The following is a 12,451-nucleotide window of genomic DNA, read 5'->3' as shown; positions in this document are numbered from 1 at the left end:
CCGATACTGGCTGCAGTTCACTGTCCTGAAAGAGGCACGAAAAGTCCGTCAGGTCCGCCCTGCAACGCGCGCGCAAAGCTGACCTGCGCGACATCGCCAAGCTTGAAGAACAGCGTCGGGCGGCGGGCATCGGGAAGTGAGCCGACACTGATCGGGGCGGTCTCGGTCACCCGCGCCAGATAGATGCGTGTCTCCATTGGAAGATTCTGGCCCGTTGCCAGATGCCGCTGATAGCGAGCGGGCCCCGCATTATAGGCCGCAAACAGGCCAGGATAACCAAAGCGCGCATGGAGCAGCTTCAGATAGAAGGCTCCAGCCAGGATATTGTCGGCCGGATCATGGGGATCATGGCCAAGTCCGTGACGTGCACGCATTTCGCGCCATGTGCCCGGCATGAGCTGCATCAGTCCCATGGCGCCTTTTGGACTGGTGATGGGCCTCCCCTTCAGATGCGTGCGCCCTGCAGATTCAGCGTGCATGACGCGCTCTATCCAGGGCGCCGGAATCCCGGTGCGCCGTGCGGCCTCGTCGATATGCACGCGCCACGGCTCGACCGAATTGGCCTGGAGGGGGGCGGCCAGCGCAAGTGCTGCACCGGCGACGCAGTATCTTACCATGTCCACAGCGGCTGCGCTTTCCCGTCGACGGCGCTCAGGTTCAACGGTCCGAAATAGCGGCCGTCAAAGGACGTGGGCGCGTCCATGAGCAAAAGGACCTCATGCCGCAACAGCACGCGACATCCATTCCAGCGCGGCAGCGGGCGTCCAAGCGCATCCTGGGCGAGCTGGCGCGCGACTGCGCGACCGTTCACATGGATGACATTGCCGCGCGTGCACAGGTGATCGGGATGTTCGGCCGCGATGCGCTTGATGAGCGGGATATCCGCCGGCAAATAGCGACGCCTTGCTGCCAGGTCGCGTAGCGGACCCTGGATATGTGCGACGACAAGCTCGCCCTTATGCGCCGGTTTGCCGCGCGAAACATGGTAGATGCCCTTTGGCGCACTTGCGCTCAGATTCCAAACAATGACTGGTGCGGGCCTTGTCATGATCGTCCAGATCGTGCCGATGACTACAAGCATCGACAGGGCCGGCAGCGCACCGCAGCCATTTGACCGGTGTGGCGCTTCAGCCACCGGGATTTGCACGCGAAGGCCTGGACCAGTTTTCGAGGTCATCGATATGATAGCGGATCATCATCCCATGCCAGCGATGCTGTGGGGCCTGGCCGGTCGCGCGCAAGCGCCTCAGAGAGCGTGACGAGATTCCCAGATAATGGGCGGCTTCGTCGTTGGTGAAATAGGGCGATCGCCGGGCGTCATGGGCGTTGTGGATCCATTGACTGGCCATCGCTGTGACCTCCTCGCTCGTGATGCCGTTGTCACAATTGTCGATTGCAACTTCGCGTCAGAAAATGTTGTGCGCGAGAGTCGATTCCGGGCTCGCCCGGATTCGACTCTCGCGCCATGGTGCTCCCATGCGCAGACAATGGGATCGGTTGATGGACGCGGTGCGTCCTTTGCAAAAAATGCAGGTTGGGCAAGGCTATGCAGCACATGATCGTGACCCCTCATGAATGACAGGATGGTGCTGCCACTCGGCGCGCTGACGCTCGCCGAATTCAAGAAGCTGGTGCTGGCCATATGGGCCGATCTCTCTTTTGACGAAGCCGCAAAAGCCGCGCTCAGGCGCGATGGCCTGCCCGTCGATTCGATGCGTCTCACCGGGAAATGCCCCTTTGCGGTGCGGCTCGACCCCGCTGATCCGGCCAGCGCCATCGTCGTGACTGCGGGTTCATCACGGGAGCCCGAACTTCTTGCCGATCTGTGGCGGCTGCATTTCGCGCGCCGCCTGCGCGATGCGCGATCGTCCTGATCATCATGTGCGCCGAGCGGACATTTCAGCGAAGCAGCGCGTTGTAGCCGCCTTCTGCGCGATGCCGTGCAAGTGCCACGAGCCTGCGTATGCGCGACTTGAGATAATCAGATGACCCCATCCAGCCTCCCGCCCCTTCCTGCCCGAACAGCGCGCGCGCAATGTCCTGCATGCTGGCGCCGTCCATGCGCGCGTCGTGCGCGCGAAGCGCCAGCACCTCGCGTTGAAGGCGCAAGTCGCAGCCACGCCCATCGGCTGGCAGGCGACCGTCGCGCCGCAGCGCTGCGACCATCCGCAGCGCGCCGAGTTGCGGCTCGATCGGTACGGTCCCTGTCACCAGGAGATCGAGTTCGACTGGGCCATCGAGTAACGTGCCGCTCACGATGTCGACACGAAGCCAGCATCGCCCGTTGCGGACCAGGAGCGATTCAGTTCCGCCCTTGCAGCGCAGAACCGTCGCCATATCATCCAGTTCGGCTATATCGAGACCTGCCCGCGCCGAATTGGCATGGGCGCGCAGGACCGATGGATCGCGATCAGCGGTCCAGAAGATCCGCGCTGCAACCGCATCGCGACCTGCATCCTCGGCGAAATCGCAACCCCCATTTGTGTGCCGCAGCCTGATCGCCATTGCTCGTGTCGATGACCCGGGCATTGCCGTGAAATGCTGCGTGTGGGGCCGAGGCGCGCGCGCGCTCAAGGGCCCGTCGATAGTGCGGATCGCGCCGCAGCCATTCCCACATGAGCCCTGCGCGCCCCGTCTCGGCGATCCGGCTGTAGAAGCCGGGATCGCGCCACAATTTGGGGGCAGGCCATTGCTGCGCAGGCGCTTGCTGGCCCTCGGTCTTTGGAACGATTCGCATGGTGATGCCCTCGAATGACCAAAGCTCGGCAAGATCACCAATTACCGTTTCGCAGGCGATACCTCCTTAAGGAGCTATTGCCAGCTGCGTATCTCCGCGATTCCGATCTCGCCGGCGTAGAGCGCTGCAAGCGCAAGCTGGGTACGGCGCGCCACGCCAAAGCGTGTGCGTGCGTGGTTCAGATAGGCCGTGACGGTATTTTCAGCGAGGCCGAGTATGTGTCCGATTTCCCAGTCGGTCTTTCCCATCGCCATCAACACCACGCAGTCGCGTTGTCGCGGGCTGAGCATTTTGGGTCGGGGGTTTGGCCCCGGCCTGACCGTTCGGATGGCGGCTGACCAGGCGAGATGGGCAAGGCATTCCGCTGCGGTCATGACCGCGCTCGACATCTCGGCGGTGGCCGAGCGGACAAAGGAGCAGCTGGCGCGTAGCTCGCCTGAGGCCAGCAAGGGGACGGTGTAGCCCTGGACAAGGCCAGCGCCGCGTGCGTCCACCAGCATTCGTTTTTGCTCGCCGGAAAGCGGCAAGAGCGCTGGCAACTCATCCCAGGCAAAGCCATGGCGAGCAATCGAGGCGGCGTGCTGCACGGGATCAATCCGGTGAAGGCTGCGGTCGGCGAACATGTGGGCCCAATGTTCGGGATAGTCATGCAGGAAGACGAGACCAGCGGCGGGCGCTGCAATATCGCCGTGATGCGCAAGCGCGAAATGATCGAAACCGAGCTTGCGCGCGCTCTCGGCAAGACAAGCTGAAATGGTCTCGAGATCGCTGGCCTTGCGCGTGCGCATCAGAAATTCGGACATTATTTCAAATGCGCCGGTGGAATTGCCGGGCGACTGATCGGCCAGGGCGTTCGACGCGCCAGGTGATGATCCATGCGCCGTGCCCAAAGGCGACGAAAGCGGGTCGTGCTTGCGGGCCATGCCCAAGCGTCACCCGAATGTGTTAAAAAATCCCTGCGCTCCTAGCGACTTAGTCCGCGCGCCCGAAGGGCGCGCGCCGGGTAAGATCAGCGTGAGGCTTGGCCGGGTCAGGCCTTGGGCGACGCTGCCTGTTCGAGTTCGGCGATGCGCTCTGAGCAGATGATGTGAACGATGCGGCCCAGTTCCTCGACTTGGTTGCCAAGCCAGGTCAGTTCTTCCTCGGTGATGCGGTAATGCTTCGAGTAGCGCGCCTTCACATAGGCGTCCTTCAATTTTTCGAAGCGCGCGCGGTCGCGCTTGGTCTCGCGCGGCCAGGCATCGATCAGGCGGCGGTCAAGTCGCTCGGCCTGGGTGCGCAGGAAGCCCAGATTATGGACGTGTGGGGTGTAGAAGGTCACGACAAGCAGCACGCAATGATAGAGGCGCTCGGTCGCCTGGTGCAATTCGAAAGCGGCTATATTGCCTCGGCCCCTACCCATCGCGTGCTTCGCTTGTTCATAGAAATCGAGCGAACTCGGCAACCACTCATCGAAATATTCCTTCGCCATGGCCAGTGCCTGTTCAGGCGTCTTGGGCTTGGGGGTATGAAGCTCGCTGTCCTCGCTCTCGTAGAGCGCGATGCCGTCCTTCGCGATGTCCATGAAGAAATAGCGGCCATGCGCGAGACCGTCATTCACCTCGCCCAGCGTATGGACGATGAAATTGACCGGGGTTTTGATGGTCTGCGTGATCGAGAACTCGCGGATCAACCGGTCCTCGGCCTTTTCCCAGAACTTGATCGGGTCGGTCAGCCGCTTGTCCGAGACGATGATCAAGAGGTCGAAATCGGATTGATAGCCCTTGGCTGTGTGCGGCTCATCGACCCAGTTTCCGCGCGCATAGCTGCCATAAAGAATGACCTTGAGGATGCGGCCCTTCTTCTTCCAGTCATGGCTGCCAAGCGCGGTTGCATCCTCGAACTCCTCGAAGAGCAGCTTGAGCACGCGCTCAAGGTCGCGCTGCTTGGCGGCGGGAAGATGATCGAGGTCCTTGCGCATGGTTGTCGATCTTTTCGTGGAGCGCCAGCGCTTTGGCAAGGTGAAGCATGTGTCTGTTGATCCACCCTCGCTGTTTTCCAGCGAGGGTGGATTTGTCGTCAATCATCACGATCAAGTGCGACAGCGAGGTGGAGAAGGGCGGCGGCGATGTGCCGCTCGACTTCGTCGACATCGAGCCGCAGCATCTTCGCGATCGTGGCGTAATCATGTCCCTCATGACGATGGAGGCTGAACACCGTGTAGGTGAACAAGGGCATGGTCGCGGTCGCGCGATCGATCCGTTCGCCCAGCGTACGCGATCTCCCGAGCCGGCAGGAGAATTGCCGGCGCAGGCGACGCCAGCGCAGTGTGAGAAAGCCGCTCATGACACGCCTCCCCTGCGCAGCAGCATGTCGGCCGCCTTGCTCGCCTGGGACGCGGCACGAAAGATCGCGCGCTCATCGGCTTTGATCACCTCGAGCCAGGCACCGATATAATCGCTGTGCCGGACGGTCGGCTGGATGCCCAGCGCCGCACAGACAAAGGCCGAGGCCATTTCGGCAACCAGTTCCTCGCGCACATAATCGGGCCCGCCGAATGTCCCGCGCTGCTCGCGGTTCAGCCGAGACCCATGCCCCGTCCAATGCCCGAGCTCGTGAAAGACGGTGCGGTACCAGTCGAGCGGATGATGAAAGGCCGACTGCTCGGGCACCTGCACGAAATCGGGTCCCGGCGCATAAAAGGCCTTGTCGCCGCCGACGCGAAAATCGGCGCGGCTGCCGACGATGATCTCCTCGGCCTCGACATAGATGTCATGCCCCGATGGGCGCTCGGGCAATGCCGTCACATGCTCGGGCAGGTTCTCGCACTGGTCGATATTGAAGACGGTAAAGCGCTTGAGAAAGCGTCTGGCGACGCTCTGGGGGAGCGTTGCCCCGTCGCTTTCAAAGCTGCGGGCCTCGTCGCCGTCATTGACGGCGCGCGCGGCTTCGTCGCGGGGGACGAACTTATCCGCATAACACACGGTCGTGCCGCGCTCGCCTTTCCGGACATTGCCGCCGAGCGCCAGGGTCTGCCGGTAGGTCAGCCAGCGCTGCGACTGCCAGCCAGCTTCAGTGCATGCATGCCAGAGGATCAGCACATTGATCCCCGAATAATGCCGAAGCGTGCCAGCATTGTGCGGAAGATCGCAAGTCGCGCCTTCCGCATCCCATGGCTGCACCCATGGCAGGCGGCCGACCTCGAGTTCGGAGACCACCTTCTGGGTGACACCGGCGTAAAGGCTGACACGGTCTTCGATCGATGGTTTGCGATGCATGGTCTTGCTCCTTTCTCGCCACCGACCCGGCCCGGGCGGGCGGGGGTGGGCGGCAGGAGCGACCGGCAGCCACGCCCCTGAAGGGCGGGCTGCATCCAAAGGACCGAAACAACGAGAAGGACCCGGCACAGCCGGGTTGCAGCCCGTCCGGGCGGGGCTAGAGGACGTGACGCCCACCCTCGCCTGTCCGAGCTGGATACAAACAGACCCGCGCGGGAGCGCGGATAGCGCAAGCCACGAGATGCCAAACAATGAAAACTAGCTGTCTGGTTGCGACACATAGCCGACCCTTGGGCGGCAAATGGCGGTCGACATGAACGAAGGTCCGCTTACCCCGATCGCCTGCCAATGGCGGACGCATCAAACCTGCGCCCCGGTCGGCCCCTGCGTTCATATTTGAGCTCGGCGGGTAGCCCGGAAGCCTGTGCGAAATCTTCCTGATGCAGGCGGTAAATCCTGTCCTCTTCAACAATCCGGTCAAAACGCTGAATGAGGAGAACGTCGTGGCCGTTCACACGCTCGGCGACCGAACTTCCCACTGAAAATCCGCACCGCGCGGCCAGAAGCGTAACGAAGGCTTCATCGCGCGCCTCATGGCGATGATCGGGGTCCGGAAGCTTGAGTATATGGGTGGTGGGTGCACCACTGCCCTGCCGCGGAATACCGAACTGGTCTCCAGACAGAACCGTGAGGGCAATTTTCGGCCGGACGCCGGCGACTGGGGAAGGATCCCGAACTTCATCGGGCAGCGGGCGGCCCGTGGCCAAGCGACTGACCGATACTAAAAATCCAGAACTGCATCTGCATTTCGGTAAAAATGCCATGATGCCCCCGGCGAGGGCAAAGCCAAAGCAGCGGGCCCGTCAAATATTGACAAATGGCGTCAAAATCTCATATGTACGCCAATTGTCAAAGGACGCGAGATGCGGCTTGTAGCGATCAAGGGCGCCGCTCCGGCACCCACTCCCGATTTTTCGCACGCACAAGTGCAGGCAATGCAGCGCGCGGTAATCCGGCTGTTCGATCACTGGGGTGTCACCGATGCTCAGGCAGCGATCATGCTCGGCGACATCGCGGTGCGCACCTATCAACGCTGGAAGCAGGGCGAATATGGTCGCTGGAACGTCGACCTCGCCGCGCGCCTGTCGAACCTGATCGGCATCCACAAGGCGCTGCGCCTCCTCTATACCGAGACGGAGCGCGGCTATCGCTGGATCAAGGCGCCGAACCGCGCCTTTGGCGACCGCTCGGCGCTGGACGTGATGTTGGGTGGTCAACTCACCGACTTGATGCGCGTGCGACGTTATCTAGACAGCTATCGCGGCGCGTGGTGACCGGCGGATGCCCGATGCACCTTTGTTCCTTGTCGACTGGCCGACTGCTGTCCGCCTGATCGAAAGCAAATATCCCCCGATCGACCTGTTCGAGGATCTCGCCGATCCGGAGGACTGGGAGTTGCTGGCGGCCGCTGAAGCCAGGACAAATCCACGGATCGCCGAGACGATCGGCAATCTCGATCTCATCCCCGTCGAGCGACGCGTTTCCGGGCCGGGCGCAAGCTACGTCATGGCGCCCTTCACCCATTGTTCGCCGGACCGGCCGGGACGATTCCACGACGGCCATTTCGGCGCCTATTATGCCGCCCGAAATTTCGAGACCGCGGTCGCGGAAGTCACGCATCACCAGGCGCAGCGCCTGCTCGATACCAGCGACGAGCCTGGCTGGATTTCGGACATGCGCGAACTGGTCGGCGCGGTCCAGGCCGAACTCGCCGATATCAGGACAGCCGGATTTGAGCCCCTTCTTAGGCCCGATGACTACGCGCCATCACAAGCCTTCGCGCGCCAGCAACGCGATGCCGGCGGCAATGGCATCGTCTATCCCTCGGTACGCAACCGTGGCGGCGAGTGCATCGCCGCCTTCTGGCCGGATGTGGTCGCGAAGCCGGAGCAGGGACGGCATTTCCGCTACCACTGGAACGGCGAGCGCGTCGATATGATTCACGAGCTTCGGCTTGACGGCAAAGGCGAGATATTCCGCCTTGAGGCATAAACGAGCCCATCCTTGGGATGTACCGCGTCAAAACTCGGCCGATCAGATTACTGGCAAAGCGCTGGCAAACCGCGGAACCCTACCCCCGCCCGGCATAGTTTGGCACTCGACATAGCGAGGTATACGCATTTCGGTGTAAAAAGCGGCGAAATACGGACTTGTCAGATCTTGTGGATCGGCCCTGGAATTGACCGACGATTTCGTCGACGGTGAGCAAGGTGATGCCCTCTATCATCGATTGAGCGATCAGCAGCCGATCGAAGGGATCCTTGTGGATTGGCGGGAGCCCATCGGCCGCGACCGCGTGCTCACTGGCCACGGGTAGGCAAGCAATGCCTTGCCCTGTGGCGACATAGGGATGATGTCGACCGCGTCCGGCTCGGCAATGGCATCGCCAGCAAGATGGTAGCGTGCGGCGCGGCCGTCTCCAGTGAGCCGCAGCCGCCCGGCATAATGCACGAAGGCGGTACTGAAACCAGGAACGGCCAGCAATTCAGCAATCTGCGCTGCGGATGCGCCGTCGTGATGCTGAGCTACAGCTGCTTCGATCGACTTCAACGCCGTCTTGCGCCTGTCAATATTCGAGGGACTGTCGGTCGACCTCAGCGTCTCGCTTGCCCGGCCGGTCCCGACCACGCGCGACAATCTCGTCGCGCTTGCGGCGCGAACGCTGGTCAACAACGGCGGTCGCTATCGCTTCAAGCTTGCCGGAGAGCAGGTCAACACCGGCTTGCCTTTTGGGCGTCATTGACGCATATGGTCGCGGTGAAGACCCGCCCGATCACCGTTGCCGAGACGCAGCTATTCGTGCGGGCGGCCGAGAAGATTTGGAACGAGGATGAACGCGCCATGCTGGTCGATTACCTCGCCCATGATCCCGAGGCGGGCGACGTGATCCCCGGCACTGGCGGAGTGAGGAAGCTGCGCTGGGCGCGTTCGGGCAGTGGCAAGCGCGGCGGGGCGCGGGTGGTCTATTTCTACTACCGGCCAGACTGCCCGCTCTACCTGCTGCTGGCATACGCCAAGGCGCAGGCAACAGACCTGAGCGCGGACGAGAAAAAGGCGGTGGCCGCCTTCGCGGCGACGATCAAGGCCACGGTGGATTAGAGGAGCACAAGCGATGTCGGACTTTGGCAAGGACCTGATTGCGGCGATGGAAGAAGCCGCAGCACATTCCCAGGGCAAGGGCAAGGTGGCGCGCGTCCATGTGATCGAGGTGCCCGACGTGCGGGCGATCCGCGAGGAGCTGGGGCTCTCGCAGCAGGCGTTTGCCAGCGCCTACCGGATTCCTCTCGCGACCCTCAAGGGTTGGGAACAGGGCCGCCGTCAGCCCGACGCCACCGCCAGCGCCTATCTCTCGGTCATCGCCCATCTGCCCCGCGAGGCCCGCGACGTGCTGCGCGTGGCCTGACCGGGCAGAGCTATTTCCGGGATAGCGCAGGGGGCTGCGATGCTTCGCATCGAGCCGGTAATTGGGATACACACCTCACGCACGGGTGCATGGCGGCATTCTCAGGTTTTTGGAGCGTGCCATTGAGCTGTGCGTTGCCGAGTATTCGTGAGACTGACGGGATTCCGACACATTTCAAGGGTACAGAAAGCGCGCTCTATCCTTCCCCCTCGTCGACCTCGGCATCGAGCGCGGCGAGCAGCTTGTCGACCATCGGCAAGGTTTCGGAGCGCGCCGACTTATGACTGGCAAAGCCGTGCCGCAGGTCATGCAGCCGCAGCCATGGCCCGCTTGAGCTTCTCCTCGCACCAGAATTTCTCGAAGTCGCAGACGGAGCGCCTTGTCACTTCGCTTCAATTTGCTCCGTCGTCGCCCTTCTCTCCCCTTCACAAATTCGAAACAGGTCGGCTGCCCAAGCGGATATCGGCGACGAGCTCGGCGTCGGGCAGCGGCGGCCTTCCGCGCGGCCGTCGCTGCTTTGGCTGGCGCATGGCAGACAGGTGCGGGCGCGACATACCGATCGCGTCGGCGACCGCGCTCACCGGCCATCCCCCGGCAACGAGGTCGAGCGCAACAGCAGTTTTTTTGGACCTGCGGCCCGGGAGACTACCTCGCGCAGCAGCTCGTTCTCCATCGACTTCTTGCCAAGGAGACGCTGCAGCTGGTCGGCGGAGCGTCAGGTTCGCAATTCGCGGACGAGGCTCATCGTATCGAGGCGCGCGAGCAACGCCGTCGCCCATTTCTCGCCGAGCAGTTCAGGGGCCACCGTCGGCCAAATGTCGAGTGCCCGCTCGACCGTCACTTTGACCTCGCGAGCGATCCATTTGGGATCGACCTGCAAGAAGCTCGCCACACGCTCGAAGCGGTGGAGATTGACTGCATCGAAATTGTGCGTGCGCACGAAGCGCAGCGCGAGTGTGTCGTGGGGCTGGTACAGGACCGTAGGGACAATGTCATAGGCGGGCGACAACCGGACTTGGCCAGGTTCTGCGAAACGGAACGACCAGTTCTTGAGGTGGTTGTCGCCATTGCCGATGAGCACATCAGCGACCACTCGGCGGATTGCCTCAAGAATGTCCGCACGTCGGTCGGTGCTGAAGCGGCTGACCATGTTGATGATCGTCTCGGTTGTCGCCATCGTGTATTTGCGGTCGCCGATTGCGCCGATGATTTGCCCCGCGTCCTCGATATGGATGCGCGTATCGTCGGCTGCCCGGTCGAACCGGTCTACCACGAGCACCTTCTCGCCGTGCGCCAGCATCTCGTCCGGCACGCCATCCACCGCGTCGCGCGACATCAGCCGGCAGGAAGCGATTTCCACGCCGATCATTCGCGCAAGTGTCATCGCGCCATATTCGGCCTCGGGAAGCCTGGCATAGGCCTGGCTCGGGAGCTTGATGATGCAGCGGCCCGTATTGCCGCGCCCAGGCATGGTCAGCCGCTCGCCATTGACATTGGCAGTGAACTTGAGCTGGACGCCGGCGAGTGAGAATTTGACAAGGCCTTGAGGCTCGGGCGCGCGAAAACCGCTGACTGACACGAGATCCAGCGGACCCGCCGACGCTGGCGCATCAGTCTCGGGCACGATTAACACGGCACCGGGCAGATCTGCGCCTAGTCGCGTCAGTACGTCGAACTGATCATGATCGCCCGGCCCCATCTCTGTGAGCACGAGTTCGCGCAGCGCCCCCTCGGGGAGCAGTCCCGCGAACCATGGTGGCGCGGAGCCGTGCAGGCCGATCTTGTCGCCACGCGCGGCAAGCCGATTGCGCATGTCCGCGTCGGACATTGGATCGTACCAGCCAAGGCTTAGGATCGGACGCTCGGGGTCGCGCAGATAGGGTTCCGCTACCGTGAAGCTGACGGCGCCGTCGATATCGCGCGTGAGCGTGCCTGCCTTCACTGTTCCGCGCTTCTCGTCGAGCAGGTAGACGCCGAGGATCGCCGGAACTTTCGCCATCTAGCGATCCTCCCCTTCATCCTCGCTGAGGTCGACGTACAACTCGTCGAATACCGAGCTCGCGGGCTGGCTGAAATCGATACCCTGCATTCCTTCAATGTCGCGGCGGATCGCGTTGGCCCGCGCGCGCGGCACAAGTACGGGCACCAAATCGAGTGCGTCGCAGATCTCGGCGAAGAGTGTCAGCCGGTCGCGCCCCCAGCGCCCGCCGATCAGATCGCGCTCGAGCTCGGAGATGCGCGCACGGTCGCGGCCAAGCCGCTGCGCAAGTGCCGGTTGGCTCATAGCGCGCTTCTTGCGCCATCCGCGCAATTGATTGCCAAGGATGGAAAAGACATTCTTGTCCATGCGCAATTCCGCCCTTCTACTCATAAAATGCGGAATTACGCTACAAACGCGCCGCGAGTAAATCAAGCGCTATTTCGCTCATGTTACACAAGTTGAGCGATATTCCGCATCGAGCGATTCTAGAGGTGGCCCATTACACTCGGTCCGCCATCGAATGCAGGAGAATGCAAAGAGCAACTTCGGTCGCCACAACGCCCAATGTTCGGAAGCCCGTAAACGCCCGAGCACGGCGCCGCAGACCGGCACCTTTGTCCACACGTTAATACCCACCACTCGTGGTCTGGCCTTGCTGACGTCAGACCAATCGACTTCTGCAACGAATGGGCGATTGCCGGCGGCCTGACAACGCCGCGGATGGACGATTTGTCGGGGAGGCAAGCCGCTCGCTCTGGAAATCTGATTTGCATTGATGATGTGGACGCCCCCGCGCCGGACGCAGTTGCTATGCTGCCGGTCGGTCAACCGATGAGAAGAGGAGCGTTCGCAATGACGATCACGACAATTGGCCTCGATCTGGCGAAGAGCGTGTTTCAGGCGCACGGCGTCGATGGGAACGGTGCCACGGTGTTGATGAAGCGACTGCACAGGAAGCAGATGCTGCCGTTTTTCTCGAAGCTGTCGCCCTGCCTGATCGGCGTGGAAGCTTG

The 12,451-nt window shown here is 62.3% G+C and carries 19 protein-coding genes; 6 read left to right on the top strand and 13 right to left on the bottom strand.

Annotated features, from left to right (window positions below; all coding sequences use genetic code 11):
* Nucleotides 1-17 precede the first annotated feature (17 nt).
* Genes MKI88_RS15835 through MKI88_RS15825 form a run of 3 tightly spaced genes read right to left on the bottom strand, consistent with a single transcriptional unit; the run spans nucleotide 18 to nucleotide 1,349 of the window.
* Entirely contained in the window at nucleotides 18-617 is a 600-nt protein-coding gene (locus MKI88_RS15835; protein ID WP_241632388.1) for a lytic transglycosylase domain-containing protein, read from the bottom strand.
* Nucleotides 611-1,081 carry a S26 family signal peptidase gene (locus MKI88_RS15830; protein WP_241632364.1) on the bottom strand — a complete coding sequence of 157 codons (471 nt, stop codon included), beginning with the start codon at nucleotides 1,079-1,081 and terminating at the stop codon, nucleotides 611-613. Before MKI88_RS15830 ends, MKI88_RS15835 begins: the two co-directional genes overlap by 7 nt.
* Before the next feature lie 46 nt (nucleotides 1,082-1,127).
* A complete protein-coding gene (locus tag MKI88_RS15825; RefSeq protein ID WP_241632363.1) occupies nucleotides 1,128-1,349 on the bottom strand; it encodes a helix-turn-helix domain-containing protein in 222 nt (73 codons plus the stop codon).
* A 222-nt stretch (nucleotides 1,350-1,571) separates the two neighbouring features.
* On the opposite strand from MKI88_RS15825, the gene MKI88_RS15820 reads away from it, so the two are divergent.
* Nucleotides 1,572-1,874: a hypothetical protein gene (locus MKI88_RS15820; RefSeq protein WP_241632362.1), complete on the top strand. Its 303-nt coding sequence runs from the start codon at nucleotides 1,572-1,574 to the stop codon at nucleotides 1,872-1,874.
* 25 nt (nucleotides 1,875-1,899) lie between these two features.
* On the opposite strand, the gene MKI88_RS15815 is transcribed toward MKI88_RS15820, so the two are convergent.
* From MKI88_RS15815 to MKI88_RS15790, 7 genes are all read right to left on the bottom strand, one after another.
* Nucleotides 1,900-2,505, bottom strand: coding sequence for a DNA -binding domain-containing protein (locus MKI88_RS15815; RefSeq protein WP_241632361.1), 606 nt, complete (start codon nucleotides 2,503-2,505; stop codon nucleotides 1,900-1,902).
* Nucleotides 2,411-2,617 carry a transcriptional regulator domain-containing protein gene (locus tag MKI88_RS21530; RefSeq protein WP_407073368.1) on the bottom strand — a complete coding sequence of 69 codons (207 nt, stop codon included), beginning with the start codon at nucleotides 2,615-2,617 and terminating at the stop codon, nucleotides 2,411-2,413. The genes MKI88_RS15815 and MKI88_RS21530 overlap by 95 nt, the downstream gene beginning before the upstream one ends.
* A gap of 194 nt (nucleotides 2,618-2,811) precedes the next feature.
* Nucleotides 2,812-3,540 carry a LuxR family transcriptional regulator gene (locus MKI88_RS15810; RefSeq protein WP_241632360.1) on the bottom strand — a complete coding sequence of 243 codons (729 nt, stop codon included), beginning with the start codon at nucleotides 3,538-3,540 and terminating at the stop codon, nucleotides 2,812-2,814.
* A 227-nt stretch (nucleotides 3,541-3,767) separates the two neighbouring features.
* On the bottom strand, nucleotides 3,768-4,697 hold the full coding sequence (locus MKI88_RS15805; protein ID WP_241632359.1) for a HEPN domain-containing protein: 930 nt from the start codon (nucleotides 4,695-4,697) through the stop codon (nucleotides 3,768-3,770).
* Nucleotides 4,698-4,795: 98 nt separating this feature from the next.
* Nucleotides 4,796-5,062, bottom strand: a complete 267-nt coding sequence (locus MKI88_RS15800; RefSeq protein WP_241632358.1) for a hypothetical protein — start codon at nucleotides 5,060-5,062, stop codon at nucleotides 4,796-4,798.
* The gene (locus MKI88_RS15795; protein WP_241632357.1) at nucleotides 5,059-5,994 is read right to left on the bottom strand and encodes an ArdC family protein; all 936 of its coding nucleotides are present in this window, start codon (nucleotides 5,992-5,994) and stop codon (nucleotides 5,059-5,061) included. Before MKI88_RS15795 ends, MKI88_RS15800 begins: the two co-directional genes overlap by 4 nt.
* 329 nt (nucleotides 5,995-6,323) lie before the next feature.
* On the bottom strand, nucleotides 6,324-6,818 hold the full coding sequence (locus MKI88_RS15790) for a HipA domain-containing protein (protein ID WP_241632356.1): 495 nt from the start codon (nucleotides 6,816-6,818) through the stop codon (nucleotides 6,324-6,326).
* A 99-nt stretch (nucleotides 6,819-6,917) separates the two neighbouring features.
* Here MKI88_RS15790 and MKI88_RS15785 point away from each other — a divergent pair, with 99 nt between their 5' ends.
* The gene (locus MKI88_RS15785) at nucleotides 6,918-7,328 is read left to right on the top strand and encodes an MbcA/ParS/Xre antitoxin family protein (RefSeq protein WP_241632355.1); all 411 of its coding nucleotides are present in this window, start codon (nucleotides 6,918-6,920) and stop codon (nucleotides 7,326-7,328) included.
* 7 nt (nucleotides 7,329-7,335) lie between these two features.
* Nucleotides 7,336-8,046 (top strand): RES family NAD+ phosphorylase, encoded by a 711-nt coding sequence (locus MKI88_RS15780; protein ID WP_241632354.1) that lies wholly within the window; start codon nucleotides 7,336-7,338, stop codon nucleotides 8,044-8,046.
* A gap of 246 nt (nucleotides 8,047-8,292) precedes the next feature.
* Here MKI88_RS15780 and MKI88_RS15775 read toward each other — a convergent pair whose 3' ends face one another.
* On the bottom strand, nucleotides 8,293-8,604 hold the full coding sequence (locus MKI88_RS15775) for a hypothetical protein (RefSeq protein WP_241632353.1): 312 nt from the start codon (nucleotides 8,602-8,604) through the stop codon (nucleotides 8,293-8,295).
* A 7-nt stretch (nucleotides 8,605-8,611) separates the two neighbouring features.
* Between MKI88_RS15775 and MKI88_RS15770 the strand changes: the two genes are divergently transcribed.
* From MKI88_RS15770 to nadS, 3 genes are read left to right on the top strand one after another with little or no spacing between them, the layout of a single operon-like run.
* Nucleotides 8,612-8,797 carry a hypothetical protein gene (locus tag MKI88_RS15770; RefSeq protein ID WP_241632352.1) on the top strand — a complete coding sequence of 62 codons (186 nt, stop codon included), beginning with the start codon at nucleotides 8,612-8,614 and terminating at the stop codon, nucleotides 8,795-8,797.
* 5 nt (nucleotides 8,798-8,802) lie between these two features.
* A complete protein-coding gene (locus MKI88_RS15765) occupies nucleotides 8,803-9,153 on the top strand; it encodes a type II toxin-antitoxin system RelE/ParE family toxin (protein ID WP_241632351.1) in 351 nt (116 codons plus the stop codon).
* A 13-nt stretch (nucleotides 9,154-9,166) separates the two neighbouring features.
* Nucleotides 9,167-9,457 carry a NadS family protein gene (gene nadS, locus MKI88_RS15760; protein WP_241632350.1) on the top strand — a complete coding sequence of 97 codons (291 nt, stop codon included), beginning with the start codon at nucleotides 9,167-9,169 and terminating at the stop codon, nucleotides 9,455-9,457.
* A gap of 715 nt (nucleotides 9,458-10,172) precedes the next feature.
* Here the strand turns inward: nadS and MKI88_RS15755 are convergent.
* Entirely contained in the window at nucleotides 10,173-11,456 is a 1,284-nt protein-coding gene (locus MKI88_RS15755; protein WP_241632349.1) for a type II toxin-antitoxin system HipA family toxin, read from the bottom strand.
* On the bottom strand, nucleotides 11,457-11,741 hold the full coding sequence (locus tag MKI88_RS15750; protein ID WP_241632348.1) for a helix-turn-helix transcriptional regulator: 285 nt from the start codon (nucleotides 11,739-11,741) through the stop codon (nucleotides 11,457-11,459).
* Between the last annotated feature and the right edge of the window lie 710 nt (nucleotides 11,742-12,451).

Origin of the sequence: Sphingomonas sp. LaA6.9 (genome assembly GCF_022601895.1) — a bacterium.
Lineage (GTDB): Bacteria > Pseudomonadota > Alphaproteobacteria > Sphingomonadales > Sphingomonadaceae > Sphingobium_A.
Note: the sequence above shows the minus strand (reverse complement) of the source record. Positions and strands in the feature narration are given on the sequence as shown.